Below are 26,405 nucleotides of genomic sequence, written 5' to 3' on the forward strand. Positions count from 1 at the left end.
AGGACTGCCCCCTGCTCGCGCCCCTCGCACGGGATGGCGGCCCTACGTTGCACTCGCCCCCCCCCAGACCCGCATGGAGTTCAGCGCGACGACGACGATCTCGGCCGACCCGGCCACGGTCTGGGCGATCCTGACCGACGCCGAGCGCTTCCCGACGTGGGAGCCGAACGTGACGCGCGTCGAGGGCCGGATCGCGCCGGGCGAGCGGATCACGGTCCACACCACGCTGAGCGCCCGCGCCTTCCCGGTGACCGTCTCCGAGTTCGTGCCCCGCGAGCGGATGGTGTGGTCGAGCGCGATGCCGCTCGGCTTGTTCCGCGGGGCGCGGACGTTCACGCTGGAGCCGCTCGGCGGCGGGACGACGCGGGTGACGACGCGCGAGGTGTTCGGTGGCTGGCTGCTCCCGATCCTCGGGCGGACGATCCCGGACCTCCAGCCGACGTTCGAGCAGTTCGCGGCGGCGCTGAAGGCGGAGGCCGAGCGGGACGCGGGCTGAGGCGCGCTAGTTGGCGAACAAGGGGCGCCCGCCGCCGTCGATCACCGTCACGTCCTGGACGGCGAACCACCCCTCGCCCTCGCCGCCCGCCGAGTTCTCGTACGGGATGGGCGCGCCGTCGGGGCCCGGGGAGGGCTCGATGTCGAGGACGTAGACGAGGTCCTTCTTGATGTCGCGCCCGGCGGCGTCCTGGCCGACGGTCACGCCCGGCGACACGTCGGCGACGCGGCCCTCGATGGCGCGGAGCAGCTGCCCCTCGCGCGTGTAGAGGTGGACGCGGACGCGCTTGCCGACCAAGCTGTAGTCGGGCGCGCTCATGACGAGTACCCCGGGCCGGCGAACCAGACGGCGCCATCGTCGCCGGCCCACGCGGGGAGCGCGGCGAGCACGACGGGGACGCGCTCGGGCAGCGCGATCCGGCGGCTCTCGGCCCCGTCCATCGCCGCCGCCAGCTCGGCCTCGGGCATCCCGGCCACCCAGGCGCCGAGCGCAGCGGGCCGCTCGACGCGCACGCAGCCGTGGCTCAGCGCCCGGTCGTCGCGCGCGAAGTAGGCCGGCGCGGACGTGTCGTGGAGGTACACGTTGTGGACGTTCGGAAACATGATCTTGAGCCGCCCGAGCGGGTTCTGCGGCCCGGCGGCCTGGCGGATCAGCAGGTGGCCGTCGACCATCCGCTGCAGCGTCGAGTCGTTGAGCGCAACGGTCTCGGCGTCGGGCGAGAACCGGCGGACGAGTTCGAAGCCCTGGGCTGCGAGCGCGGCGGCGCCCTGGGGCGCCAGCTCGTTCCGAGCGATGCTCGTCGGCACGTTCCAGACGGGGCGGAGCTCGAGGTACTCGATGGCGTCCGAGAAGAGCGGCGTGCGCCAGCCGTCGCGGTCGGCGCCGACGACGGCCTTCATGCGCATCGTCTCGCGCCCGCCCTCGAAGGCGCGGACGCGGTACTCGGGGACGTTGACGAGCACCCAGCGGCCGTCGCCCGGGAGCGCGAGCGTGTCGAGGGCCGCCAGCGAGCGGCGGATCTGGTCGGCCCGCGTCGCGGCGGGGACGTCGAGCGCGGCGCGGGTGTTGGGGCCCAGGATGCCGTCGGCGGCCAGGCCGAACCGGTCTTGCGCTTGCGCCAAGGCGGCGGCGAGCGCCGGGTCGAGCGTGTCGCCGGTGCGGGCGGCGTCGCCGAGCGCGCCCTCGGCGGCGAGCCGGGCGCGGAGCGCGGGGACCTGGGCGGCGTCCGTCGCGCCGGGGCGGACCAGCGGGCCGGTGGGGAGCGGGCGCCAGTCGGCCCGCTCGTAGCGGTCGAGCGCGGCGGCGAGGCGGGCGGAGGGGGGCGACGCGGCGGCGGCCGTCGCCACCAGGGCGAGGGCCAGCACGGCCAGGCGCGCGGGGTGGGGCATCGGGAGCCGGGGGGGACCGTCAGCTACGATACGGCGAGCGCAGGGGGCTCGCGAGCCCTCCGCCCGGACGCGCGCGGCGCCCGCCACGCTCGCGCAGCGCCTCCTCCCCATGCGCCGGGCCCGGCAACCGGCGGCGCCCGACGCGCGTTGGCGGATGTCACCCCACGCTTCCGCCATGCACCCAGATCAGACCACGCCCGAGAGCCACCGCTACTCCGCCTCCGACAGCAAGGCCAGCGGGCGCGCCGCCGCCGACCACGTCCCCGAGACGGACCAGGACAGCGATGCCATCGCGCCCTACGGCGACGCCGCGCCGGCCGCCGCCGAGGTCGAGGACGGCGCCCGCGTCGCCGAGGCCGGCAACGCCTACGTCGGCCGGACGATGGACGACCGTCTCAAAAGCTCGCCCCGCGTCGAGGACGGCGACGAGGCCGTGGACGAGGACCCCTCGACGCCCGGCGACGACTGACCACGGGCACGTTCCCGTGTGAAGACAGCGGCCTAGCGTCACAACCTGCAACTCGGTCCGTAGGGCGTCCCGAGGGAGCCGCCGTATCCAACGGCGGTCGGGGTGCGGAGGCCGTGGTGGGGCTCCGCACCCCGACCCTCTGGGGCGGGCGGGCCGGCGCCCGGCGCCCGGGTATCTTCGGCGCCCCCCCTCTCGCGGCGCGTGTACCTCAGCCGACTCGACCTCCACGGCTTCAAAAGCTTCGCCCAGAAGACGTCCGTCGACTTCTCGCCGGGCGTCACGGCCATCGTCGGCCCGAATGGGTGTGGCAAGTCGAACGTGATCGACGCTGTGCGGTGGGTGCTCGGCGAACAGCGCTCGCGGCTGCTCCGCAGCGACTCGATGGCCGGCGTCATCTTCAACGGCGCGGCGGGCAAGAAGGCGCTCGGGATGGCCGAGGTGTCGCTGACGGTCGAGAACACGCGCGGCGTGCTGCCGACTGAGTTCTCGGAGGTCACCATCACCCGGCGGCTCTACCGCAACGGCGACTCCGAGTACCTCCTCAACGGCACGACGTGCCGCCTGCGCGACATCCTGGACCTGTTCATGGACACCGGCATGGGCGCCGGGGCGTACTCCGTGATCGAGCTCTCGATGGTGGAGGACATCCTGTCGGAGCAGGCCGACGACCGGCGGCGGCTGTTCGAGGAGGCCGCCGGCGTCACCAAGTACAAGCGGCGCCGCGCCCAGGCCCTGCGCCGGCTCGACGCCACGCGCGGCGACCTCTTGCGCCTCGACGACATCGTGGAGGAGGTCGACAAGCAGGTGCGGTCGCTGAGCCGGCAGGCGCAGAAGGCGGCGCGGCACGCCCGGTTCGCCGAGCGGCTGCGGCGGCTGGAGCTGGCGATGGCGGCCTACGAGGTGGCCCGGCTGCAGGGCGAGCGCGAGACGCTGGAGGCGACCGTCAAGACGCGCGGGACGGAGGCCGAGGGGCTGGGCGCAACGGTCGCCGCGGGCGAGGCACAGCTCGAGCAGGCGCGGACCGCACTCGTCGGGCTGGAGCAGGACATGGCGGCCGGCGCGCGAGCGCTCCAGGCGCACGCGGAGACCGTCCAAGCGCTGGAGTCGGACGTCCGGTTAGGCACCGAGCGGCAGTCGGCCGGGCGCCGCGCGCTGGAGCGGATCGAGCGCGAGCGGGTCGCCGACGCCGCGCGCGGCGCCGACGCCGCGCGCGAGCATGGGGCCGCGACCGAGCGCATCGAGGCGACCGCCGCCGTGCTGGCCCATCGCCAGACGGCGCTCGACGCCACCGAGGCGGCCCGGACCGAGGCGCGCGACGCGGCCGACGCCGCCCGGCAGAAGGCGCAGACCGCCGCTGCCGACGCGGGCGAGGCCGCCGCCGCGCTGCGCGACGCCGCGTCGGCCGCCGACCGCGCTCGCGACCGCCGCCAGTACCTCACCGCCGAGGCCGACCGCATCGCCGCCGAGCGCGCCGCGCTGGCGAACGCCGTCGTCCCCGACACCACCGACGCCGACGACGGGGAGGCCGCGCTCGCCGACGCCGAACGCGCGCTCGCGCAAGCGACCGACGCAAGGGACGCCACCCGAGAAGCGTTCGAGGCCGCCGACGCCGTCCGCCAGCAGGCCCACGCCGCGCTCGGCGCCGCCCGTGCCCAGGCCGACCTGCTGGCGGCGCTCGTCGAGGCCGGCGCAGAGGGCGACTCGGCCGTCGCGTTCCTGGCCGCCCACCCCGACGTCGACGCCCCCGCCCTCGCCGAACTGGTCGACGCCGACGAGCCGGACCGGCTGGCGCTCGACGCCGCGCTCGGCGCCTTCGCGACGGCCCTCGTGGTCGACACCGAAGACGCCGCCGACGCGGCGATCGGGCGTCTCAAGGCCGCCGACCGGGGCCGGGCGACGTTCCTGGTCCTGTCGCGCATCGCGGCGAGCGGCGAGCGGTCCCCGACCCCGCCCGGCACGACGCCCGCCCTGAGCCTGGCCCGCGCCGACGACCGCGTCCAGCCCCTACTGGCGGCGCTCCTAGGCAACACGTTCGTCGCCGACTCCCTCGCCACCGCGCGGTCGCTGCGCGACGCCTACCCCGTGGCCCGGTTCGTCACGCGCGAAGGCGCGTGGACCGACGCCAGCGGGGCCGTCCACGGCGGCAGCGCCGCGCCGTCCGACGCCGCCTCACGGATGGGCGTCCGCGAGCGGCAGGCGAGCGCGGCCGAGGTGCTCGAGGCCGCCGAAGCGGCGCACGCCGCCGCCGTCGCCCGCGCCGATGACGCCCGCGCCGACAGGGACGCCGCCGAGGCCGGCCGCCGCGCCGCCGAGGCCGCCCGCGACGCGGCTCGCAAAGCGCGCGACGCCGCGCGCGAGGCGTCGGCGCGAGCCCGCGCCGAGGCGGCCGCACGTGTCGCCCAGGCCGAGCGGCTGGCGGCGCGCGCCGACGAGGTCGCCGCCGCCATCGACGCCCTGCCCGACCCCGACGCGCTTGAGGATGCGGCGAGTGAAACGCAGCTCGCGGCCTCCGATGCCGCCGCCCGTGCGGCCCGCGCCGAGGCCGCCCGCGACGCCGCCGACGCCGACCGCCGCACGGCCGACACCGCGCACGCCGACGCCCGGCTCGCGCTCGCCCAGGCCGAGTCGGCCGCCAGCGCCGCGACCGACGCCCGCGACCGCGCCGACCGCACGCTCGCCGAGGTCGCCCAACGCCAGGCCGACCGCGACGCCGAGGCCGCGCGCGTCCGCGCCGAGATCGCCGAGTCCGAGGGCGCCGAGGGCGAGACGCGCGCGCGCCTCGACGCCGAGCGCCAGCGCACCGACGCGCTCCAGACCGCCGCCAGCGCGTCCGAGACCGCTGTGCTCGAAGGCCGCGCGCGGATCGCCGACGCCGAGCGGTCGCTGCGCGAGATCCGGTCGAAGCGAGAGGCCGCCGCGGCCGCGAGGGCCGACGCCGAGCGCCGGCTCGCGGAGGTGACGACCCGCCAAGAGACAACCCTCGAGCGGCTGGCCGAGGAGCACGGCGCCGACCTCGACGAGGCGGCCGCCGAGCTCGACCGGCTCCAGGTCGAGGAGCTGTTTCAGCCCGACACCGCGCGCGTCGAGATCCCCGACCTTCGCCAGAAGATTCGGGCCATCGGGCCCGTCAACGCGCTCGCACTGGAGGGCTACGAGGAGGAAAAGACGCGGCTGGCGTTCCTGCAGGAGCAGCGCGCCGACCTCGCGGCCGCCGAGACGTCGCTGCTCGAGACGATCCGCGAGATCAACGAGACCGCCCGGCGCCGCTTCGACGAGACGTTCACCCAGGTGCGCGAGGCGTTCCAGAAGCTGTTTGCCGACCTCTTCGGCGGCGACGCGGCGGCCGACCTGTCGCTCGACGGCGACGACCCCTTGGAGGCACCGATCTCGATCACGGCGCGGCCCAAGGGCAAGCGGCCCGTCTCGCTCGCCCAGCTCTCGGGCGGCGAGAAGACGCTGACGGCGACGGCGCTGCTGTTCGCGATCTACCTCGTCAAGCCGTCCCCGTTCTGCATCTTGGACGAGGTCGACGCCCCGCTCGACGACGCGAACGTGGGCCGCTTTATGCGCTTGATCCGCTCGTTCGCGGACTCGACGCAGTTCATCCTGGTCACCCACAACAAGCTGACGATGGAGGCGGCCGACCGGATGTACGGCGTGACGATGCCGACGCCGGGCGTGAGCCGGCTCGTCGGCGTCCGGTTCGAGGAAGAACCGGCGGCGGATGTGGCGTAGCGTGGGCGGTGTGAGCCGGCCTGCCGGCCGGGGACCCGGGGCCCTCTGTGCGCCCTCCCTCGCGCGGGCGGGCACCGCGTGTTCGCATCCCGCGTTCTCTCCTCCTATTCTCCCACGGTCCGTTCCCCCGATCCGATGCCTGACGCCGCGTTCGACGCCACGGCCGACGCCCTGACGCGCCGGGCCCTCGACGCCCTCCCGGCCGACCGCGCCCGCGCCCGTGCCGACGTGGCCCGGCTCCCGGCGCCCGTCGCCCACCTGCTCGGCGCCCGGCTCGACGACGCCGCGCGCGTGCCCGCCTCCCCGCTCCTCGACGCCGACGACCCCGCCGTCCGTGCCGCGAGCGACGCCTGGACGGCGGCGGCCCGCGCGAGCGCTCGGTTCCCTGCCGGACGCTGGGAGTCCGCCGTCGGTCGCGCGACCGTCCTGGCGCTGGCGCACCTCGTCCGGCCTGCCGAAACGCTGGCCTCGGCGGCGTTCGAGAACGCGCACACCCCGCTGCCGGCCGCCGAGGTGCTGCACCGGCTCCAGGCGTTCGGGCCGTACCCCTACCTCCCCGAGATCGCCGAGCGCTACGTCGAGCGCAAGGCCCTCGACACCCTCGACCGGGCCGGGCTCGAGCAGCTGCTCCGGCGGATCGACCGGCGGATGGTCTCGGCGTTCGGGCCGGCCGAGTGGGCGACCCTTCTGGGCCCGCTGTTCGAGCTCGCGGGGGCCGTCGGCACGCCGCCCGGGACGGTGCCGGCGGCACTCCTGCGCGACTTGTTCGAGGCCAAGGGCACGCCCGCGCTGGCGGCCGTCTTCGCCGACCTCGACGCCGTCGACCCGGCCACGCTGCGCGAGCGGCTCGGTGCCACGCTGGCGCCCCGATCGGCGCCCCGCATCGCGACGGCCCCGCCCGACCTGACGCCGCCGCCGGTGCCGCCCGTCGCCCCGGGCGTCGCCCCGCCCGTCGTCGGCTCGAAGTACGCCGCGCCCGAGTTCGACCCCGTCGACTCGGCGGTGTTGGGCCCGCCCCGGCCGGCCGGGGCCACCGAGTCGCCCGAGGCCGGCGAGGCGTCCTCTGCGGACCCGCCCATCGACGCGCCCGACGCGGAAGCGCCTCAGGCGGTGGACCCGGAGCCCTCTGAGCCCGACACGGCGGGGATGGACGCCGTTCGCGACGCGCTCGCCGAGCCGGCCTCGGAGCCCGACGCAGAGGCCCCTGATCCGGAGCGACCGCCCGCGGACGCCCCTGTCGTCGTCCCCGCTCCGGACGTCGACGACAACCCGCCGGCGACGCTCGCGCCCGAGCCCACCGCGCCCGCGCCGATCGCCGAGGAGCCGCTCCAGTTCACGCCGGACCCGCCCGCCGAGGACGACCTCCCCCCGGCCCCAGAGCCCGATCCGCCGGGGGCGTCGACACCCCCGGCCGACGCGCCGGCTGACGACGAGCCCTTGTGGAAGCGGCTCGCGCGCGAGCGCGGCGCCGACCCGGAGCCCGCGCCAGCGGCCGACGAGGACGAGCCGATCTGGCGCCGGTTTGCCCGGTCCGACCTTGCAGCCAAGCTGCCCGACCCGGGCGAGCCGACCTCGTCCCCTGCCCCCACGGCCGGGTCCGACTCCGAGCCCGCGTCCGACCTCGACGCCCTGGAACTGCGCGTGCTCGGCCCGGCGGCTGGCGACCGTCGCGCGGGGTACGTCGCGGACCTCTTTGCCGGCTCGCCCGCCGCCTACCACCGCACGCTCGACCAGATCGACCGGGCGGCGAGCTACACCGAGGCCACGTCCATCTTCTCGGCCGAGGTCCTGCGCCGCCACCGCGTCAACCCGTACACGGAGTCGGCCGTGGCCTTTATCGACGCGATGCAGGAACGGTTCGACCGCCGCGCGTAGGTCGGGCGCGGCTACGCGCTCGCCCGGCTGGCGTGCGCCTCGACGGCGGCGGCCAGCCCGCCGGCCGTCGTCACTGCGCCCGCGTCGAGCGTGCCGTCGGCCACGAGCGCGGCGATCGCCTCGCGCGTGAGGTCGTCGGGCACGACGACGAGGCCCATTCCTGCCGCCAGCGCCGCGCGCGTCCCGGCAGGTGAGTCCTCGACGGCGAGGGAGCGGCCGGGGGCCGAGCCGGTCGTCGCCAGGGCGAGCCGGTAGCCCTCGGGGTCCGGCTTGGTGGCCGAGACGTCGTCGGCGGTGACCGTGAGGTCGAAGGCGTCGCTCAGCCCCAGGCCCGCCAGCACCAGCGTCGCGTTCTCGCGCCCGCTGGTGGTGACGAGCGCGACCGACCGCGCGAGCGTGTGGCCGCGCCGGACGAGGGCGATGGCGTGGTCGTGGGCGTTCGCCCGGACGACGGCGCCGTCGGCGAGCCGCCCCTGGTAGCGCGCCAGGCGGATCCCCACGAAGCTCCGCCACGGCTCGACGGACCCGTCGTGCGCCCGGGCCGCGTCTTCGAGGCCGAACCGGTTGAGGAGCGCCGAGGCGATCTGCTGGCGCGACTGGCCGACGCACGCGTTGTAGGCGGCCTCGACCTCCGCCGCGTCGAGGTCGGGCCGCAGGCGGGTGGCGGCCCAGGCGTAGGACTCCGCCTTAAGCGGCTCGGTGTCGGCGAGGGTGCCGTCGAGGTCGAAGGCGAGAAGGTCGAGCACGGGCGTCGGGGGGAGATCGCGGGGAGCCAAGGTGCCCCCGAATCGCGGGCGGCGCCGGACGAACGTCTGAGCGCGCGTGTGGGGCCGCAATGGCACGGCTCGGGTCAGCCCAGTGCGTCGGCGCCCTCGACGCGGGGCGTGCGGTCCATCCAGAGCCAGCCCGCGCGGCCGTCCGGCGCCGCGACCCGGGCCCACCATTGGACCGCCGGCGCGACCGTCTGCCGGATCGCCGGCCCCTCGCCGGGCGGCCCGACGTCGGCGCCCGCCTCGGAGAACCCGATCTCGCCGTCGATCCAGACGCGGTGGCTCCCCTCGCCCTCGTAGTCGAGCACCGCCAGCGTGTCGCCGACGGCGAGCGGCCGGGTCTCGGCGCCGCTCTGGTACAGCTCCGCCGGCCGCACGACGACGGCCTGGCCGACGCGCGTGACCAGGGCGAACCCGCCGGACGCCGCGAGCACGGTGCCCGCCGGGACGGTGAACGCGACGCGCGTGGTGTCGCCGCCCACGGCGTAGACCGTCGTCTCGGCCGTCGTGGTCCACTCGCCGTAGACGCAGCCCTCGAACGGACAGGCGCCGTCGACGCGGACCGGGGCAGTGGGGCGGTCCGCGAGCGCCCGGTCGTCGATCGAGAGGCGCAGCGTGTCCGGCGCGGCGGGCGGCGCGGTCACGGACGGAGCGGGAGCGTCGGGCGGGGCGGGCGGGGCGGGCGGCTCGGCGGGGTCGGGGCCGCACGCGACGAGCAGGAGGAGGGGGACGAGGAGGGCGCGCATGGCGGCGGGCGTGGATCGGCGGGAAGGTGCCTCTCCAGATCCGCCCGCGCCACCCCGAAGGCCGCCCGTCCCGAGGCCCGCCCCCCGATTCCCGACGCCGGTAGCTTGCGGGACCCGCTCCGATCCCCATGCCCGACGCCTCGACCTCCGACAGCCAGCCCCGCCCCGACGGGGACCTCTACGCCGACCTCGACCGGCGCCGCGCCGAGAGCCGCGCCGGCGGCGGCGAGGCGCGCGTCGCCCGCCAGCACGACCGCGGCAAGCTCACCGCGCGGGAGCGCATCGAGATCCTGCTCGACCCCGGCTCGTTCGTCGAGACCGGCGCGTTCGTGCGCCACCAGGCGACCGGCTTCGGGCTCGAGGACAACCGTCCCTACGGCGACGGCGTCGTCACCGGCTGGGGGACGGTCGAGGGCCGCGCCGTCGCCGTCTACTCCCAGGACTTCACCATCTTCGGCGGCTCGCTGGGGCTGGCGCACGCCCAGAAGATCGTCCGGCTGATGGGGCTGGCGCTCGAGAACGGGATGCCCGTCATCGGGCTCAACGACTCCGGCGGCGCGCGCATCCAAGAGGGCGTCGCCGCGCTCGGCGGCTACGCCGACATCTTCCTGCAGAACACGCTCGCGTCCGGCGTCGTGCCCCAGATCTCGGCGATCCTGGGCCCGTGCGCCGGCGGCGCCGTCTACAGCCCGGCCATCACCGACTTCGTGTTCATGGCGCGCGGCACGAGCTACATGTTCGTGACCGGCCCCGACGTGGTCAAGACGGTCACCAACGAGGAGGTCACGCAGGAGGAGCTGGGCGGCGCCGACACGCACGCCAGCAAGTCGGGCGTCTGCCACCGCGCGTTCGCGAACGAGGGCGCGCTCCTCTTGGGGATCCGCGAGCTCCTCGGCTTCCTGCCCTCGAACTGCGAGGACCCGGTCCCGACCGTCCCGACGACCGACCCCGTCGACCGCGCCGACGACGCCCTCGACGCACTCGTCCCGGCGAACCCGAACAAGCCGTACGACATCCACGACGTGATCTCTCGGATCGTCGACGACGGCCACTTTTTCGAGATCCACCCCGACTTTGCCGAGAACCTGGTCGTCGGCTTCGCCCGGCTCGGCGGGACGTCGGTCGGCATCGTGGCGAACCAGCCGGCCGTGCTCGCGGGCGTGCTCGACATCGACGCGAGCGTCAAGGGCGCCCGCTTCGTCCGTTTCTGCGACGCCTTCGGGATCCCGCTCGTGGTCTTCGAGGACGTGCCCGGCTTCCTGCCCGGGACGGATCAGGAGTGGAACGGGATCATCCGGCACGGCGCCAAGCTGCTCTACGCGTTCTGCGAGGCGACCGTCCCCAAGATGACCGTCATCACGCGCAAGGCCTACGGCGGCGCCTACGACGTCATGAACTCGAAGCACATCCGCGCCGACCTCAACCTGGCGTGGCCGACGGCCGAGATCGCGGTGATGGGGCCGAAGGGCGCCGTCGAGATCATCCGCAAGCGCGAGATCGCGGCCGCCGACGACCCCGCCGCCGCCGAGGTCCAGTTTACCGACGAGTACCGCGAGCACTTTGCCAACCCCTACATCGCCGCCGAGCGCGGCTACGTGGACGACGTGATCCGCCCGTCGGAGACGCGCGGGCGGCTGATCCAGACGCTGCGGATGCTGGAGCACAAGGTCCAGACGCTGCCCCGCAAAAAGCACGGCAACTTGCCCCTGTAGGCAAGACGCCGCAGGCAACCTGCCGCTGTAGCGCCCTCCCCCTGCCGCCTCGGGTCTGAGGCGGCAGGGGGCGACGGCTACTCGGCCATCGGGATCGTCTCGCTGGCGACCGGCTCGCCCGCCAGGAACGCCCGGATCCGCTCGCCGATGATGGGCGAGCCCAGGAAGAGCGGGTCCGAGTGCCCGGCGCCGTCGATGACGAGGTGGGCGTGGCGCGAGAAGCCCGGCCGGACCTCGTCGGCGTTGCGGACCGGCGTGCGGCCGTCGAGCGTGCCGCTGATGAACAGGGCCGGCACGTCGGAGACGACGGGCGCGCGGAAGTCGGGCCCGAGGCGGGGCGTGCGCCAGGCGGGGAAGGTCGCGTGCTCCGTCGCCGCGATGGCATTCCCCAAGAGCGTCTCGCGCGCCTCGCGCGCCAGTTCGGCGCGGCGCACCAGCGAGGCGCCCGAGGCGGCGTCCATCGCCATCGACATCGCGCCGCCCAGCCCCCTGTCGGCCTTGAACCACGCGAGCGTCGGGGCGACCGTCGAGAAGTCGCCGTCGCGCATGGCCGCGAACACTGCCGGGAGCTGCATCGACCACTCCGGCGAGCCGAGCATCCCGGCCGCCAGCCGCTGCACGTCGAAGGCGCTGATGCCGACCGTGACCGCCTCGACGCCGCTCCCGACCTCGGCCGTGACGGGGCGCTCGCGCAAGCGGTCGAGCACCGTCTCGATGTCGGCGAGGAACGTCGCCCCCGGGTCGTCGGCGCGGACGATCCGGTCGATCTCTTCCAGCAGCGCCTGCTGGTCGGACGGCCGCTTGATGGTGTGGTCCGGCCCCTCGACGCCCGCCAGGACGGCGCGGGCGATGGACGCGGGGTGGCGGCGGATGGCGGCGAGCGCGAGGTGCGTGCCGTAGCTGATGGCCCACAGCGAGATCTGGTCCGCGCCGAGCGCCCGGCGGAGGGCCTCGAGGTCGTCGGCGCTCTCGGCCGTGGTGTAGGCCGCGAGGTCGACCCCGGCGCGGCGCCAGTACGATTCGCACGCCCGGGTCAGGTCGGCATACGCGGCGTCGAACGCGGCGCGCGTCGTCGGCACCGCGACCGGCAGGTCGGCGGTGTGCGGGCAGCCGGGCAGTCGGTTCGACAGGCCCGTCCCGCGCTGGTCGAATGCGATCACGTCCGCGACGGCGCGGAGGTCTTGGAACAGGTCGAAGCGCGAGCCCCGCGCCGTGCCCGAGCCGGAGCCGCCGGGCCCGCCGGCGAGGTAGACGATGGGCGGGCCCGGGTTCGGGTTCGTGCTGGCGAAGCGGACGAACGCCAGCTCGATCGTGCGGCCGTCGGGCCGGGCCCGGTTCTCGGGAACGGAAAACCGGCCGACCTCGGCGGCGACGGTGCGGCCGTCGGCGGTCTCGAACGTCGTCGGTTCCACGGTGAGGGCGGGCTGGGCCGAGACGGCACAGGCGCAGAGGGCGAGGAGGATGAGGAATCGCATGGGATCGGAGGAGGAGGGACAGGCTCCCCACGGGCGACCGGGCGCCGAGATTCGGGCCGCCTCACCAACCGCTCGCACGCCGCACGAACGGCTCACCGCGCGCCCGCGCCGGGCGTAGGATGCCCCCGATGCCCCGCCTCGTCCTCCTGCTCCTGCTCGCGCTCTCCGTCGGTGCCGGCGACCTCGCCGCCCAGACGGGCGTCGACCCCGGCAGCGCGCGGTACCGCGTCGGCGACGACGCGGGGTGGGCGAGTCCGGACGCCGATGACTGGCCGCGCGGCTGGCTCCACGCCCCGCCCGACACGCAGGCCGTCTTGTGGCTCCGCCTCGACGCCGAGGTGGGCCCCGATGCACGGCGCCCGCTCGGGCTCGCCGTCAGCGCCGTCGCCGCGCGCGAGGTGTACTGGGACGGCGTGCTCGTCGGCGCCAGCGGGCGCGTAGGCACGGACCTCGCGAGCGAGGTGCCCGGCCCCATCGACACGCGCCACGCCATCCCCGACTCGCTGGCGACGCCCGGCCCGCACGTCGTCGCGCTGCGGATGTCGACGTTCCGGCGCGCCCCGAGCATCGGCGGCTACGTCCACGGCGTCGACCTGGCGGGGCTGGAGACGCTGGCGGAATGGCCGCTCGCTGCGAACCTGCTCCCCCTCCTCTTCCTGGGCGGCTTCGTGCTGGTGGGGCTGTACTACGGCGTGCTGTTCGCCGCCGACCGCTCACGCACGCCGTACCTCCTGACAGCCGCGCTCTGCCTCGCCGTCGCGGCGCTGCTGGGCGCCGAGAGCTGGCGCTGGGTCGTCGGCTACACGTACGACCACCACGTCACGCGGCTCGTCGCTGTGACGGCGCTGACGTGGCTCGTCGGCGTGCTCCTGGTCGCCACGTTCGCCGTGCAGTTTGAGCTCCCGCGCCGGGGCGGGGTGGTGGCCGGCGTGGCCGGCGCCAGCGGGCTGGCGGTCGTGGTGCCCGGCGGCTACGACCCCGTCGCGCTCGTGATGATCGTCGTGGCGTTGGTGGCCGCGCTCGCCGTGACCGCGTGGGCGACGGCCCGGCGCCGAAGCGGGGCGCGGTTCGCACTGGCGGGCGTGGCGATCTGCCTGGGGACCGTCACCGCCACGGGCCTGGGCTTTCTCGACCAGGCGTTCTTCCCCGCCTTCGCCGTGCTCGTGGCCGCCCTCTTGGCGTCGCTCGGGCTGCAGACGCGCGACCAGCGCCGGCGCCACCACGCCGCACTCGCCCAGGCGGCCCGCCTCGAGGTCGAGCTCGTCAAGTCGGGCCTGCAGCCGCACTTCCTGATGAACACGCTGACCTCGGTGATCGAGTGGGTCGAGACCGACCCGGCGACCGGCGTGCGCGTGCTGGAGGCCCTCGCCGACGAACTGCGCCTTCTGGCCGAGGTGGCCGGCGAGACGACGATCCCACTGGCGCGCGAGCTGGCGCTGTGCCGCACGCACCTCGACGTGATGGGCTACCGCCGCGACGTCCGCTTCCACCTCGACGCCGACGGCGTCGACCTCGACGCGGCGATCCCGCCGGCGACGCTGCACACGCTCGTCGAGAACGCGATCACGCACAACGCCTACCGGCCGGGCGACGTCCGCTTTACGCTCGCCGAGACCCGGGCCGGCGAGATCCGCCGGTACACGCTCACGACCCCGCTCGCCGACGCCCCGGAGCCTCGCCCCGAGCGCGGCGGGCTCCGCTACGTGCGGACGCGGCTGGAGGAGAGCTTCCCCGGCCGCTGGGCGCTCCGCTCGGACGCCGGCGCCGACGCCTGGGTCACCACCCTCGACCTGCCATGCGCGTCCTGATCGTCGAGGACGAGCCCCCCGTCGCGCGCCGTCTCGAACGCCTGCTCCGTGCCGAAGCCGGCGGCGAGATCACCGACCTCGCCACGGCGTCGACGCTCGCCCACGCCGCCGAGCGCATCGCTCGGGGCGACCTCGACGCCGTCTTCCTCGACCTCAACCTCCACGGCCGCGACGGCTTCGACCTGCTCGCCGAATCGGCCGCGAGCGCCTTCCACACGGTCGTCGTCTCGGCCCACACCGACCGGGCGCTGGAGGCCTTCGAGGTCGGCGTGCTCGACTTCGTGCCCAAGCCGTTCGGCGCCGAGCGCATCCGGGCCACCCTCGACCGCATCCGCGGCGCCCGGGCCGCCACGCCCGCGACGGCCCTGGCCATCCGTTCCGCCGGCCGCATCGATCTGGTCCCGGTCGCGGACGTGGGCTACGTCCAGGCGGCGGGCGCGTATTCGGAGCTCGTGCTGCGCGACGGCTCGCGGCGGCTCCACGACAAGTCGCTCGACCGCCTGCTGGCCGTGCTCCCGCTCGCGTTTGAGCGCGTCCACCGCTCGTACGCGGTCCGCCTCGACGAAGTGGTCCAGCTCCGCGTGCGCGAGGGCAGTCGGTACGCCGCCGTGCTCGCGTCCGGCGACGAGGTCCCGGTCGGGCGGACCCGCTACAAGGCGGTGCGGGACCGGCTCGCCAGCGGCTGAGACGGCCCTCTCTGAGCACTACGAAATCACCAGATGCCGGGTCGGTTTGGAACGGACCGGCGCCCCGCCACGCCCCGGGCATCGCCGCCCCTCCACGCCCGATTCATCTAGGCCACGACTGTAGCCCCCTTTTTTTGCCGATCCGCTCCGGGAAGCCGCTGGGGGCGGTAGTTTTCCGGCCAGCCGTTTGCAGAGGGGGAACCGGTCCCCTTCCCGACGGCGCCATGCGTTCCCCCCACACTCTCCTGCCCATGCCCCGCCTCCTTCTCGCGGCGGCGCTGCTCGTCTCGCCGGCGCTCGCCGGCGCCCAGACGGCACAGACGGACACCGCGCCCGTGCGCCCGACCGAGGTCCTCGCGGCCTCCGCCGACGCGCGCCTCCCGGCGTCCTTCTCTGCCGACCAGGCCTCCGACGCCGAGCGCGCCCGCCGCATCGCCGCCTTCTACCAGCGCCAAGCCGCCCTCCTGCAAGCCGAAGCGAACGGCGACACCGACCAGGTCGCCATCTTGCTCGACGACCTCGTCGCCGATGTCCAGGCGGCCGCGCTTCGGCCCGGCGCGCTCAGCGACCCCCGCTTCCGCGAGCTGTTCTCGACCGTCGTCACCGAGTACGAGCGCTACTACGACCGGCCGCTCGTCGACCGCGGCGGCGTCTACGCCATCCGCGCCGCCGGCATGCGCGCCATCGAGCGCGGGATCGACGAGGGCACGCCGCTCTTGGAGCACGTCACGCTCCCCGACGCGGCCACGTTCGTGGCGACGATCCCGATGGACGTCAACCCCAAGGTCGAGCGGTACCTCCAGTTCCTGCTCAACCGGCCGAGCCACGTCCAGCGCCTGCGCTCGCGCGCCGACACCTACTTCCCGATGGTCGAGCGCGTGCTCGCCGAGGAGGGCGTGCCGGACGAGATGAAGTACCTCGCGATGGTCGAGAGCGCCCTCAACCCCGTCGCCCGCAGCCACATGGCGGCGGCCGGCATGTGGCAGTTTATCTCGGCGACCGGCCGGGCCTACGGGTTGCGCGCCGAGCGCGACATCGACGACCGCCTCGACCCCGAGGCCTCGACGCGCGCCGCCGCCCGCCACCTGCGCGACCTCTACGACCGGTTCGGCAGCTGGCACCTCGCCCTCGCCGGCTACAACTGCAACCCGGCCGTGATCGCCCGCGGCGTCCGCCGCTTCGAGGAGCGGACCGGCCAGACGGCCACGTTCTGGGACATCGACCACGTGATCCCGAGCGAGACGCGCGCCTACGTCCCGATGTTTATCGCGACGGCGCTGATCCTGTCGAACCCCGACGCCTACGGCTTCGAGGCGCACGAGCCCGGCCCGGCCTACGTGTTCGACCGCGTGCCCGTCTCCGGCGGCACGCGCCTGAGCGACGTCGCCCGGATCCTCGACACCGACGTCGAGGTGCTCTCGGCGCTGAACCCGTCGATCCGCCGGGGCCGCGTCCCCGACATCCGCGGCCCGCACATGCTGCGCGTCCCGGCCGGCACCTACGCCGAGCACGCCGACGCCCTGGACCGGCTCGCGCCGCCGGAGGCGAACGGCGCCCAGTTCGCTGCCGGAACCGTCTCGTTCGGCCCGCGCGCCGTCCGCCCGCTCGCGCCCCAGGAGCACGGAGAGGCCGTCGCCAACCTGGTCGCGCGGCGCGACCTGCGCCGCCAGCTCCAGCCGCGCCGCGCCGACCGCTCGGCGCCGGTCCAGACGTTCGCCGCCGCCACCCCGCGCGACGTGGCGAGCACGGAGGCCCGCTACGCCATCGCGCGTCAGGCCGAGGCCGCGCGCGACGCCGCCCAGCCGGAGGTCGTGCTGACGGCCTCCGCGACGCCCCGGCCGACCCCGGTCGGCGTCGCCAACGAGATCGCCGACGACGCCGTCGCCAAGCCCGCAGCCCCGCGGCCCGCGCCGACCGCCCGGGCCGCTGCGCCGGCCGAGGAGATCGTCGACGTCGAAATCAAGCCCGAGGCCCGGGTCGCCGTGGCGACGCCCGCCCTCACGATCCCGGCCCCGGCCGCCCCGTCGGCGGCCCCGCCGATCCACACCGTGAGCGCGCCGGCCACCCACACGATCCAGCGCGGGGAGTACCTGCTCGCGATCGCCCGCCAGTACGGGATGTCGCTCGAGGAGCTGCGCGCCCTCAACCCCGGCGTCCGCGACAACGTGCGCGTGGGGCAGCGGCTCCGCGTCAGCGGCACGCCGGCGGCCCCCGCCGCAGCCCCGCGCCGCGCCGCGCCCGCCCGCCCGACGACGCACCGCGTGGCTCGGGGCGAGCACCTGACCGGCCTGGCCCAGCGCTACGGCGTGACGGTCCGACAGCTCCGCGAGTGGAACGACCTCTCGTCGGACGTGCTCCACGTCGGGCAGCGCCTGCGCGTGACCGCCCGCGGCTCGCGCGGCTAAGGCCCGGCTCCGCTCTCGATTCTGCGCGCCGCTCCTCCGGGGGCGGCGCGCGTCGTTTGGGGGACGGGAGACCGGGGACGCCGGACCGCGCGGGGTAGCCCCCGACGCTGGCGGGAACGCTCCGTTACGCCGCGCCCCAGGCGCCGATGAGGCCCAGCAGCTTCCGCTTGGCGACGGGCACCAGCGTCGCCTCGACCGGCAGCTCCATGTCGGCCGCGAGCCGGAACGCGGCCGGCGCCGCGAGCTCGGGCGCGGCGTCGGCGAGGGCGGCCTTCCAGGCCGTCGGCGGGGCGAGCGGGTCGAGGAGCAGGTCGAGCGCCGTCGTGCGGAGCGCGCGGTACCCGCCGTCCGGGCCCGCCAGCGGCGAGACCCGGTAGCGCAGCGCGCGGACGGAGGCGTCGTCGGCGACCAGCAGAAAGCCCTCGTCGCGGTACGGCGGCACGAGCCCGACCGGCGCGAGCGCGGCGTGGTCGGCGGCGAACTCGTACAGCGCGCGGCCCTCGCCGACCGCCGCCTCGATGTGAGGCATCGCCCAGCGCGCGAGGTCGACCGCGAGCGGGGCGCGGTCGGGCTGGCGGACGAGCCGGCCGGCCTCCCAGTCCACGTCGACGACCGGGCCGCGGCCCTCCACCTCGGCGGCGCCGTCGAGCAGGGCCCGGAGCTGGCGGTGGAGGCCAACCAAAACGCCCAGGTGGGGCGACACGCGGAAGGCACGGAAGGCCGCACGCGTCTCGGCGAGGCCGGCGCGGATGCGGTAGCGGGCCGCCTCCGCGTCGGAGGCGGCGTCGAACAGGTGGAGGGACAGCATGGGCGTGGGGGGACGGCCGTTCACACAATCTTGGCAAGAACCGGGCCGCGCGTCCGGGCCCTTCTCCGTGCCCCGTGTGGATTCTCCGCCTCCGAGGGCAGACGGCCCCGCACTCCCGAACCCTCAGGCGGGGATCGGGCGTTGATCCCTTTTGCCCTTCCCCTCTTTCCCACCCCTCGCATGGACAAGCTCGTCATCCAGGGCGGCGCCCCCCTCCAGGGCACGCTGCACGTCGGCGGCTCGAAGAACACCGCGCTCCCGCTCATGGCGGCCGCCGTGCTCGCCGACGGCGTCACCACGATCCACAACATCCCGGTCCTCAAGGACGTCGCCACGTTCTCGAACGTGATCCGCGTGACCGGCTGCACGGTCGACTGGGCGCCGGACGACGACCCGAACACGCCCGAGACCGTCACCATCGACGCGTCCAACATGCACCACTTCGAGGCGCCGTACGACCTCGTCAAGCAGATGCGGGCGTCGTTCTACATGCTGGGCGCGCTCCTGGGGCGCGGCGGCAAGGCGCGCGTGTCGCTGCCCGGCGGCTGCGCGTGGGGCCCGCGCCCGGTCGACCTGCACATCAAGGGGATGGAGGCGCTCGGCGCCGTCGTCACCGAGGAGGGCGGGTACGTGATCGCGGAGGCGCCCGGCGGGCGGCTCCCCGGCGGCCGGATGCGGTTCGAGCCCGTCTCGGTCGGCGCGACGATCAACGTGATGCTGGCGGCCGTCACCGCGAGCGGCGAGTCGGTCCTGGAAAACTGCGCCGCCGAGCCCGACGTCGTCGTCTTCGGCGAGATGCTGCAGGCGATGGGCGCCCAGATCGACGGGCTCGGCACGGACACGATCACGATCCAGGGCGTCGAGACCATGTCCCCGGTCACGTTCACCAACTGCCCCGACCGGATCGAGCTCGGCACCTACATGATGGCCGCCGCGATGGCGACGCCGGCCGGCGAGACGTTCCGCATCACCGGCGCCAACCCCGACCACCTCGGCCCCGCGTTCACCGACTACTTCCGCGCGACCGGCGTCCCGTTCGCGTTCAAGGGCGACGTGGTCGAGGTCACGGGCGTCGACACGATCCAGGCCGTGTCCATCGAAACGGCCCCGTTCCCCGGCTTCGCGACCGACCTCCAGGCCCAGTGGACCGTCATGATGACGCAGGCCGACGGCCCGTCGACGGTCCGCGACACGGTCTACACCGACCGCTTCAAGCACGTCCCTGAGCTGCGCCGCCTGGGCGCGGACCTCAAGGTCGAGGGCGACACGGTCCACATCGCCGGCAACACGCGCCCGCTCTCGGGCGCGACCGTGATGAGCACCGACCTCCGCGCCAGCGTCTCGCTCGTGATGGCGGGCATGGTGGCCGAGGGCGAGACCGACGTGCTCCGCATCTACCACCTCGACCGCGGCTACGAGCGCCTGGAGGGCAAGCTCCGGGGCGCCGGCATCGACGTGGTCCGCGAGACGTACGACGAGGCCCACGCCGAGGGCGTCGCGGCGTAACTCGGCTCGCTTCTGACGGATTCCCCGCCCGTCTCGGCCTTGAGCCGAGGCGGGCGGCGTTCGTTCGGAGGTGGTTCATATGCGGTAGTCCGATCGTCTCAGGAAGGAGGGCGTGGAGCCCACGAGATTGCAGGCCCGACCTGCATCGCAGATGCGCTATCTCCTTGTCGCCCTCATCGTCGTCGTCGCCGACGCTCGCGCGCAGCCGGTCCGGTTCGCCCTCCCTCAACTCGTGGGCGCCGACGCCTCGCTGGCGGTCGAGCCGGTTCTCGTCCCTGTGGATGACGAGTCGGATGCCTACGTCGCCGGCATCGTGGTCGATGTCGTGGGCGTCGTGGGGGGCTCCGCACTCGCCATCCGCACCGCGATCGCTGTCCGCGACGCGGTGACGCCAGCCGGCCTGTTCGCTCCGATGATCTTCGGGGCCGGAGCCATCGTCGTCATCATTGGAGCTGCCGTGGCAGTCGCCAGCGGCGTGGACCTCGTCCACGTCATCCGCGGCGGCGACCCGTGGCTGGCGCGGCGCTTTGATTCATCTCGCTCGAGCCCAATCCCTCCGAGGGCGCCGACCCTCTATTGACTCGCCACTGGCGTCGGGTCCGGCACGACGGTGTCGAGCACGCGCGCCGACGACAGCACGCCCGGCATCCCCGCGCCCGGGTGCGTCCCGGCGCCGACCAGGAACAGCCCGTCGACGTCCTCGCTGGCGTTGTGGGGCCGCATGTACGCGCTCTGCGTCAGCTGCGGCTCGAGCGAGAACGCGGCGCCCTTGACCGAGAGGTAGTCGTCGAGGAAGCCCTGCGGCGTCAGCGTCAGGCTGGCCGTGAGGTGGTCGCCGAGACCAGGCAGGGCCGTCTCCGAGAGATACGCCTCGATCTTCTGGCGGTAGCGCTCGGTCTCGGTGCTCCAGTCCGTGCCGGAGTCGAGGTGCGGGACGGGCGACAGGACGTAGAACGTGTCGTGGCCGTCGGGCGCCATGCCTGGGTCGGTCGCCGTCGGGCGGTGGAGGTAGAGCGAGAAGTCGTCCGCGAGCACCTTCTTGTGGAAGATGTCGTCGAGCAGCGCCTTGTAGCGGGGCCCGAGCAGGATCGTGTGGTGGGCGACGTCGTCGTAGGTCGTGTCGGTCCCGAAGTACCACACGAACAGGCTCATCGAGTGCTTGGACTTGGCCAGCCGAGCGTCGGTCCACGTCGTCCGGTGCTCGGGCGCGATCAGCCGTTTGTAGGTCCACGCCGCGTCGGCATTCGAGACGACGACCTCGGCGTCGAGCGTCTCGCCGGTGTCGAGCCGGATGCCCGTCGCGCGGGGCTTGGCGCCGCTCGCGTCGACGGTGATCTCGTCGACCGTCTCGCCGAGCCGTAACGTGCCGCCGTGGCGCTCGAACAGGTCGGCCATGCCGCCGACGACGGCGCCGGTCCCGCCCATCGCGTACCACACGCCCCAGTGGCGCTCGAGGTAGGCGATAAGGGCGTAGATGGAGGTCGTCGAGAACGGGTTGCCGCCGACCAACAGGGGGTGGAAGCTAAAAACCTGCCGGAGCCGCCGGTCCTTGATGTACTTCGAGACGAGTCCGTAGACCGTCCGGTGGCTTTCCAGCGCGACCATCGAGGGGATGATCTTGGCCATGTGGCTCGCGCGGTCGAACGGCACGTGGCCGAGCTCCAAAAACCCGGTCTCGAAGATGGCTTTGCTCTTCTCGAGGAAGCGCCGGTAGCCCGCCACGTCCGCCGGGTTGAACCGGGCGATCTCGCGCTCCATCGCCGGGCCGTCGCCGGTGTAGTTGAAGACGGAGCCGTCGTCGAACCGGATGCGGTAGAACGGGGTCGTCGGGACGAACTCGACGGCGTCGGCGCGGTCCTCGCCCGCGAGCGCCCACAGCTCGTCGAACAGGAAGGGCGCCGTGATGAGCGTCGGGCCCATGTCGAAGACGTACTCGCCGCCGTCAGGCCCCGGCACGCGCTCGACGCGCGCCCGGCCGCCCGGCTGGTCGAGCCGGTCGACGATCGTGACGCGGTAGCCGCGCGTGAGCAGGCGGATCCCGGCCGCGAGCCCGCCGAAGCCGGCGCCGATGACGACGGCGTGGGGCGCGTCCGGGGCGGGCTCGACGGGCGGGCCCTCGGTGCGCAAGCGCGCGTCAGGGCGGGTGGCGAGGCGGCGGATCCAGGACACGATGGGCGACGGTGGCGGGGGGCCGCGGTCTACCGGGGCTGGCGGTCGGCGTTCCACCCCTTGGCACCGGTCGATTTCGTGAGTACCCTAAGACGCACATAGTGCTATGGCCACCCATCAGGATGGGGGATTCCACCTCACCGAGACTCACTGCCCCCTCCATCGCACCCTGATGGTCGTCCCGCTTTCCGCCCTCCCCTCCCCCGCGCTCGTGGTCGGCCCCGACGGCCGGGTCGACGCGGCGAACGCGCAGGCGCTCGCGGCGCTGGGCGACGTGGTCGGCCGGCCGGTCCGGGAGCTCGCCGTCGGCGCCCCGGCCGACGAGCCCGTGCCGCTCACGCTGGCGGGCACCGACGGGACGTTCGCCACCCGGGCCCAGGCGTTCGAGGGGGGCACGCTCGTGGTGCTCACCGCGTCGCAGACGACGGACGCGCTCGACCCGACCCTGCTCGCGAAGGCCATCGACGCGGCCAACAACGCGGTCGTGGTGGCCGACCTGCGCGCGCCCGGCCAGCCGCTGCGCTACGTCAACCAGGGGTTCACGGCGCTTACCGGCTACACCGCCGACGAGGCCGTCGGCCGCAACTGCCGGTTTCTGCAAGTCCGGAACGGCGTCCACGACGACACGGGCGACGGACAGGCCGAGGCGCTGGCCCGGGTCCGCCACGCCGTTCAGTCGGGCGAGCCGCTCGACGGCGGCGTCGTGCTCCGCAACTACACGAAGGACGGGCGGCTGTTCTACAACGAGCTCTTCCTGACGCCCGTCCGCGACGAGGACGGGACACTGACGCACATGGTCGGGGTGCAGAACGACGTGACGCGGTGGAAGCTGGCGGCGCACGAGGCGGCCAACGAGCGGGCCCACTTTGGCCGCGTCTTCGACGCCTCGGCGGCCCCGATGGGCCTGCTCGAGCGGGGCCCCGACGGGCTCGTCGTGACGACCGCCAACCCCGCCGCTCGCCACGCCTTCGGCGGCGCCGTCGCCGAGATCGCTACGAACCGGACGTGGCGCCACGCCGTCGCCAGCGCCGACCGGGACGGCCAGCCGTCGCGGTTCGACGTGGCGCTCGACGACGGCCGGACGCTTGAGGTCGTGCTCTCGCCCGTGCCCGGCGAGTACGAGCAGTTCCTCTACATGGCGACCGACGTGACCGACGGGCGCGAGGCGACCGAAGACCTCCTGAACGTCTCGAACCGCCAGCTCCAGCAGATCGCCCAGGACATCCACGACGGCGTCGGCCAGTCGCTCGTCGGCGCCTCGATGCTGGCGTCGGTGCTGGCGCGCGACCTCGACGAGGCGCCGCAGGCCGCCGACGCCCGCCAGCTCCAGCAGCTGCTCGGCCGCTCGCTGGGCAGCCTGCGCAGCTTCGCGCTCGGGCTCGACCCCGTCGACATCGACCAGCTGGGCGTCGGCGAGGCGCTCCTGCGGCTGGTGGCGGAGGCCCGCGCCACGTTCGACATCGACGTCGGGGTGGAGGACCGGATCGGTGGGCGGGGCGTCCGGCCCGACGCCCGGCTCGACGTGTACCGCGTGGCGCAGGAGGCGCTGACGAACGCGGTCCGCCACGGCGGCGCGCGGGCGGTGCGGCTGGCGCTCTACTCCGGGCCCGACGGCGACGTGGTGCTCGACGTGGTCGACGACGGGTGCGGGATCGAGGCCGGCGCCTCGGCGTCGGGCGGGATGGGCATGCGCACGATGCGGGCCCGCGCCCAGCGCCACGGCGGGCACGTCGCCGTCGAGGGGCTCGACGGCGGCGGCACGCGCGTCCGGCTCCAGATCCCCGCTGAGCGACTGTTCACCGGCTGACGCTCTTCTCGGCCGCCGCATACGAAGCCGGGAGGGGGCCCGTTATCAGCGGGCTACCCCCTGCGGTCGTGTGTGTGACGCAGGCTTTGACCGGGGCGCCCTGCAACGGGCGCCCCGGTTTTTTTAACAGCTCCTTGGCCGCGAGCCGCGCCCGACGGGCACCACGGCGCGCGAGGCGGCGTTGAGACCGGGCCGCTGGCGATGCGCCACGGCCGACCCGAGCCTCCCCCCGACTCATGACTTCTCCCAAGCGAACCGCGTCCGTCGTCCTCCTCGTCGCCGCCGCCGTCGTCGGCGGCATCGTCTTCGTGACCTCCGCCGCCAACTTGGCCGGCCTGTCGAGCCTGTTTGGGCAGGCCGATGCCCAGGGCCGGCTCGCCGAGTCCGAGGCGGTCGCCACGGCCGAAGATCTGGGCCAGGCGTTCTCGTCGGTCGCCGAGCGCGTCAACCCGGCCGTCGTCCAGATCCAGTCCACGCGGCTGGCGCCGGCGGGCGCGCAGAACAGCCCGTTCGGGATGTCGCCGTTCGGCGGCGACGGCGCGCAGAGCGGGCTCGGCAGTGGCGCGTTCGTGTCGGCCGACGGCTACGTCGTCACCAACAACCACGTGATCGAGGACGCCGACGAGCTCCGCGTGGTGCTCTACGACGGGCGCGAGCTCGAGGCCGAGGTCGTCGGGGCCGACGCCTTCTCGGACCTCGCCGTGCTCCGCGTCGAGGGCGACGACTTCCCGGCCCTCGCCTTCGGCGACTCCGATGCGCTCCGCGTCGGGCAGTGGGTGCTCGCGTTCGGGAGCCCGCTCTCGGCCGACTTGTCGAACACGGTCACCTCGGGCATCGTGTCGAGCCTGGGCCGCTTCTCGGGCGCGCCGGACCCGCGCGGCCGGCCGACCATCTCGACCTACATCCAGACCGACGCGGCCGTCAACCCGGGCAACTCGGGCGGCCCGCTCGTCAACCTGCGCGGCGAGATCGTCGGGATCAACTCGGCGATCGCGACGCGGACGGGCACGTTCAACGGCATCTCGTTCGCGCTCCCGGCGAACGTCGTCCGCTCAACCGTCGAGCAGATCATCGACTCGGGCGTCGTCGAGCGCGGCTACCTCGGCATCTCGTTCGGCGCCGCCAGCCCGGCGCTGCGCCGCGCGTACGGCGTCGGCCCCGGCGCCGCGCTGATCAGCGAGATCGCCCCGGACGCGGCCGGCAACACGCCCGCCGCCGACGCCGGCTTGCGGCCCGACGACTTGATCACCTCGATCGACGGCGTGGAGCTGACCGACAACCGCCAGATCGTCTCCATCATCTCGAGCAAGCGGCCCGGCGACGTCGTCGAGATCGGCTACAACCGCGACGGCGACGCCCGCACGGCGCGCGTGACGCTGGGCCGCCGGCCCGCGCCCGAGGCCATCAGCCAGAACGGCGGCGCAGCCCCGGACGACGCCGTCCGACGCCCGACGCAAGCCCCGGCGCGCATGGAGACACTGGGCATGACGCTGGAGACTGTCACCGCGCGCATCGCCCGCCAGGTCGGCGACGACGTCGCGGGCGTCGCCATCACCGACGTGGACCGGGGCTCGGAGGCGTACCGCGACGCCAACCTCCGGGCCGGCATGATCATCACTGAGATCGATCGCGAGCCAGTGGCGTCGGTGGCCGAGTTCGAAGCGGCGCTGGCGAAGGTCGACGCGGGCGACACGTTCCTCGTCCGCGTCCGGGCCGGAACGGCCTCGTTCCTGACGGCGCTGACCAAGGAGTAGGGCGGCGGGGCGGTAGGTTCGAGCATGGACCTCGCCCCCGCCCCCCCTTGCGCGACGTGCGGCGCCGCGCTGCACGGCCCGTTTTGCGCCCGGTGCGGCCAGCACGTCCGGCCCGGCCGGCTGACGATGGGCGGCGTCGCGAGGGAGGCGCTCCACCACGTGTCGTCGCTCGACTCGAGGCTGGCGCGGACCGCCGTCGACCTGGTGCGCCGGCCCGCTGGCCTGATCCGCGACGTGTTCGCGGGCCGGACGGTCCCGTACGCGGGCCCCGTCCGCTACTTCCTGCTGGCGGTCACGGCGGCCCAGCTGCTGGCGTTTTTCCTCGGGGACGTCTCGGAGATGGCCGAGGCCTACGCCGAGGGCTACCAGGGCAACCGGCCCACCGTCGACGCGCTCGACCAGGCCGTCGTCGCCCAACGGATCGAGCAGTTCTGGGTGTTCGCGTTCGTCGGGATGGTCCCGTTCGTGACGCTGTGGAGCCGCTTCTTGCTCCGGCGATCGGGGCTGACGCTAGCGGAGCACGCGACCGCGCACCTCTACCTGCTTGGCCAGGTCGCGTTGGTCGGGCTCGGGCTGTCGATCGCGCTCGGCGAGTCGGTGCCGGGCCGGATCGGTTACGGGCTCGCGGCGCTCGTGCTCGCGCTCCCGTTCGGGCTGTACCTCTGGGCCAGCCTCGGCGTGTTCCGGCGGGGCCGGGTGTGGTCGCCGCTCGCGACGGCGCTCAGCCTCGTGCTCGGATTCGTGACGTACGGGATGGTGATCGGCACGGCGTACGTGGTCCTCGCCCGATAGCCCC

At 74.6% G+C, this 26,405-nt stretch carries 20 protein-coding genes; 13 read left to right on the plus strand and 7 right to left on the minus strand.

Annotated features, from left to right (window positions below):
• Nucleotides 1-73: 73 nt before the first annotated feature.
• The gene (locus ACLIRP_RS12780) at nt 74-496 is read left to right on the plus strand and encodes an SRPBCC family protein (RefSeq protein ID WP_412060845.1); all 423 of its coding nucleotides are present in this window, start codon (nt 74-76) and stop codon (nt 494-496) included.
• Between the two features lie 6 nt (nt 497-502).
• Here the strand turns inward: ACLIRP_RS12780 and ACLIRP_RS12785 are convergent, their stop codons facing one another.
• Complete coding sequence (locus ACLIRP_RS12785) at nt 503-814, minus strand: hypothetical protein (protein ID WP_412060846.1); 312 nt, start codon at nt 812-814, stop codon at nt 503-505.
• On the minus strand, nt 811-1,884 hold the full coding sequence (locus tag ACLIRP_RS12790) for a L,D-transpeptidase family protein (RefSeq protein ID WP_412060847.1): 1,074 nt from the start codon (nt 1,882-1,884) through the stop codon (nt 811-813). The genes ACLIRP_RS12785 and ACLIRP_RS12790 overlap by 4 nt, the downstream gene beginning before the upstream one ends.
• 175 nt (nt 1,885-2,059) lie before the next feature.
• Between ACLIRP_RS12790 and ACLIRP_RS12795 the strand changes: the two genes are divergently transcribed.
• The 3 genes from ACLIRP_RS12795 (at nt 2,060) to ACLIRP_RS12805 (ending at nt 7,963) form a co-directional block, all read left to right on the plus strand.
• Nucleotides 2,060-2,353 carry a hypothetical protein gene (locus ACLIRP_RS12795; RefSeq protein WP_412060848.1) on the plus strand — a complete coding sequence of 98 codons (294 nt, stop codon included), beginning with the start codon at nt 2,060-2,062 and terminating at the stop codon, nt 2,351-2,353.
• Nucleotides 2,354-2,554: 201 nt separating this feature from the next.
• Entirely contained in the window at nt 2,555-6,088 is a 3,534-nt protein-coding gene (gene smc / locus ACLIRP_RS12800) for a chromosome segregation protein SMC (RefSeq protein ID WP_412060849.1), read from the plus strand.
• 135 nt (nt 6,089-6,223) lie between these two features.
• Entirely contained in the window at nt 6,224-7,963 is a 1,740-nt protein-coding gene (locus ACLIRP_RS12805; protein ID WP_412060850.1) for a hypothetical protein, read from the plus strand.
• 11 nt (nt 7,964-7,974) lie between these two features.
• Here the strand turns inward: ACLIRP_RS12805 and ACLIRP_RS12810 are convergent, their stop codons facing one another.
• Nucleotides 7,975-8,709 (minus strand): HAD family hydrolase, encoded by a 735-nt coding sequence (locus ACLIRP_RS12810; protein WP_412060851.1) that lies wholly within the window; start codon nt 8,707-8,709, stop codon nt 7,975-7,977.
• Between the two features lie 104 nt (nt 8,710-8,813).
• Nucleotides 8,814-9,479, minus strand: a complete 666-nt coding sequence (locus ACLIRP_RS12815; protein ID WP_412060852.1) for a hypothetical protein — start codon at nt 9,477-9,479, stop codon at nt 8,814-8,816.
• Nucleotides 9,480-9,607: 128 nt separating this feature from the next.
• On the opposite strand from ACLIRP_RS12815, the gene ACLIRP_RS12820 reads away from it, so the two are divergent.
• A complete protein-coding gene (locus tag ACLIRP_RS12820) occupies nt 9,608-11,191 on the plus strand; it encodes an acyl-CoA carboxylase subunit beta (RefSeq protein ID WP_412060853.1) in 1,584 nt (527 codons plus the stop codon).
• A gap of 77 nt (nt 11,192-11,268) precedes the next feature.
• Here the strand turns inward: ACLIRP_RS12820 and ACLIRP_RS12825 are convergent, their stop codons facing one another.
• On the minus strand, nt 11,269-12,666 hold the full coding sequence (locus ACLIRP_RS12825) for an alpha/beta fold hydrolase (protein WP_412060854.1): 1,398 nt from the start codon (nt 12,664-12,666) through the stop codon (nt 11,269-11,271).
• Between the two features lie 128 nt (nt 12,667-12,794).
• On the opposite strand from ACLIRP_RS12825, the gene ACLIRP_RS12830 reads away from it, so the two are divergent.
• The 3 genes from ACLIRP_RS12830 (at nt 12,795) to ACLIRP_RS12840 (ending at nt 17,565) form a co-directional block, all read left to right on the plus strand.
• Nucleotides 12,795-14,474, plus strand: a complete 1,680-nt coding sequence (locus ACLIRP_RS12830) for a histidine kinase (protein WP_412060855.1) — start codon at nt 12,795-12,797, stop codon at nt 14,472-14,474.
• On the plus strand, nt 14,462-15,160 hold the full coding sequence (locus ACLIRP_RS12835; RefSeq protein ID WP_412060856.1) for a LytR/AlgR family response regulator transcription factor: 699 nt from the start codon (nt 14,462-14,464) through the stop codon (nt 15,158-15,160). The genes ACLIRP_RS12830 and ACLIRP_RS12835 overlap by 13 nt, the downstream gene beginning before the upstream one ends.
• Nucleotides 15,161-15,411: 251 nt before the next feature.
• Entirely contained in the window at nt 15,412-17,565 is a 2,154-nt protein-coding gene (locus ACLIRP_RS12840) for a LysM peptidoglycan-binding domain-containing protein (RefSeq protein WP_412060857.1), read from the plus strand.
• A gap of 124 nt (nt 17,566-17,689) precedes the next feature.
• Here ACLIRP_RS12840 and ACLIRP_RS12845 read toward each other — a convergent pair whose 3' ends face one another.
• A complete protein-coding gene (locus ACLIRP_RS12845; protein WP_412060858.1) occupies nt 17,690-18,373 on the minus strand; it encodes a hypothetical protein in 684 nt (227 codons plus the stop codon).
• A 180-nt stretch (nt 18,374-18,553) separates the two neighbouring features.
• Here ACLIRP_RS12845 and murA point away from each other — a divergent pair, with 180 nt between their 5' ends.
• Both murA and ACLIRP_RS12855 read left to right on the plus strand, forming a co-directional pair.
• Nucleotides 18,554-19,879: a UDP-N-acetylglucosamine 1-carboxyvinyltransferase gene (murA, locus tag ACLIRP_RS12850; RefSeq protein WP_412060859.1), complete on the plus strand. Its 1,326-nt coding sequence runs from the start codon at nt 18,554-18,556 to the stop codon at nt 19,877-19,879.
• Between the two features lie 151 nt (nt 19,880-20,030).
• Entirely contained in the window at nt 20,031-20,459 is a 429-nt protein-coding gene (locus tag ACLIRP_RS12855) for a hypothetical protein (RefSeq protein WP_412060860.1), read from the plus strand.
• Here ACLIRP_RS12855 and crtI read toward each other — a convergent pair.
• Nucleotides 20,453-22,048, minus strand: coding sequence for a phytoene desaturase family protein (gene crtI, locus ACLIRP_RS12860; RefSeq protein ID WP_412060861.1), 1,596 nt, complete (start codon nt 22,046-22,048; stop codon nt 20,453-20,455). The genes ACLIRP_RS12855 and crtI overlap by 7 nt on opposite strands.
• Before the next feature lie 172 nt (nt 22,049-22,220).
• Here crtI and ACLIRP_RS12865 point away from each other — a divergent pair, with 172 nt between their 5' ends.
• From ACLIRP_RS12865 to ACLIRP_RS12875, 3 genes are all read left to right on the plus strand, one after another.
• Nucleotides 22,221-23,855, plus strand: coding sequence for a PAS domain-containing protein (locus tag ACLIRP_RS12865; RefSeq protein ID WP_412060862.1), 1,635 nt, complete (start codon nt 22,221-22,223; stop codon nt 23,853-23,855).
• Between the two features lie 236 nt (nt 23,856-24,091).
• Nucleotides 24,092-25,609, plus strand: coding sequence for a trypsin-like peptidase domain-containing protein (locus ACLIRP_RS12870; RefSeq protein ID WP_412060863.1), 1,518 nt, complete (start codon nt 24,092-24,094; stop codon nt 25,607-25,609).
• Between the two features lie 24 nt (nt 25,610-25,633).
• Entirely contained in the window at nt 25,634-26,401 is a 768-nt protein-coding gene (locus ACLIRP_RS12875) for a DUF3667 domain-containing protein (RefSeq protein WP_412060864.1), read from the plus strand.
• Nucleotides 26,402-26,405 lie beyond the last annotated feature (4 nt).

The sequence above is a fragment of the Rubrivirga halophila genome (genome assembly GCF_046845755.1).
GTDB lineage: Bacteria > Bacteroidota > Rhodothermia > Rhodothermales > Rubricoccaceae > Rubrivirga.

Bases quoted from the DNA above. Each gene is read 5' to 3' on its own strand.
- ACLIRP_RS12865 (WP_412060862.1), top strand. From the start codon at position 22,221: ATGGTCGTCCCGCTTTCCGCCCTCCCCTCCCCCGCGCTCGTGGTCGGC.
- ACLIRP_RS12825 (WP_412060854.1), bottom strand. From the start codon at position 12,666: ATGCGATTCCTCATCCTCCTCGCCCTCTGCGCCTGTGCCGTCTCGGCC.
- ACLIRP_RS12815 (WP_412060852.1), bottom strand. From the start codon at position 9,479: ATGCGCGCCCTCCTCGTCCCCCTCCTCCTGCTCGTCGCGTGCGGCCCC.
- ACLIRP_RS12855 (WP_412060860.1), top strand. From the start codon at position 20,031: ATGCGCTATCTCCTTGTCGCCCTCATCGTCGTCGTCGCCGACGCTCGC.
- ACLIRP_RS12835 (WP_412060856.1), top strand. From the start codon at position 14,462: ATGCGCGTCCTGATCGTCGAGGACGAGCCCCCCGTCGCGCGCCGTCTC.
- ACLIRP_RS12875 (WP_412060864.1), top strand. From the start codon at position 25,634: ATGGACCTCGCCCCCGCCCCCCCTTGCGCGACGTGCGGCGCCGCGCTG.
- ACLIRP_RS12830 (WP_412060855.1), top strand. From the start codon at position 12,795: ATGCCCCGCCTCGTCCTCCTGCTCCTGCTCGCGCTCTCCGTCGGTGCC.
- ACLIRP_RS12845 (WP_412060858.1), bottom strand. From the start codon at position 18,373: ATGCTGTCCCTCCACCTGTTCGACGCCGCCTCCGACGCGGAGGCGGCC.
- ACLIRP_RS12820 (WP_412060853.1), top strand. From the start codon at position 9,608: ATGCCCGACGCCTCGACCTCCGACAGCCAGCCCCGCCCCGACGGGGAC.
- murA (WP_412060859.1), top strand. From the start codon at position 18,554: ATGGACAAGCTCGTCATCCAGGGCGGCGCCCCCCTCCAGGGCACGCTG.
- ACLIRP_RS12805 (WP_412060850.1), top strand. From the start codon at position 6,224: ATGCCTGACGCCGCGTTCGACGCCACGGCCGACGCCCTGACGCGCCGG.
- ACLIRP_RS12870 (WP_412060863.1), top strand. From the start codon at position 24,092: ATGACTTCTCCCAAGCGAACCGCGTCCGTCGTCCTCCTCGTCGCCGCC.
- ACLIRP_RS12795 (WP_412060848.1), top strand. From the start codon at position 2,060: ATGCACCCAGATCAGACCACGCCCGAGAGCCACCGCTACTCCGCCTCC.
- ACLIRP_RS12840 (WP_412060857.1), top strand. From the start codon at position 15,412: ATGCCCCGCCTCCTTCTCGCGGCGGCGCTGCTCGTCTCGCCGGCGCTC.
- ACLIRP_RS12780 (WP_412060845.1), top strand. From the start codon at position 74: ATGGAGTTCAGCGCGACGACGACGATCTCGGCCGACCCGGCCACGGTC.
- ACLIRP_RS12785 (WP_412060846.1), bottom strand. From the start codon at position 814: ATGAGCGCGCCCGACTACAGCTTGGTCGGCAAGCGCGTCCGCGTCCAC.
- ACLIRP_RS12790 (WP_412060847.1), bottom strand. From the start codon at position 1,884: ATGCCCCACCCCGCGCGCCTGGCCGTGCTGGCCCTCGCCCTGGTGGCG.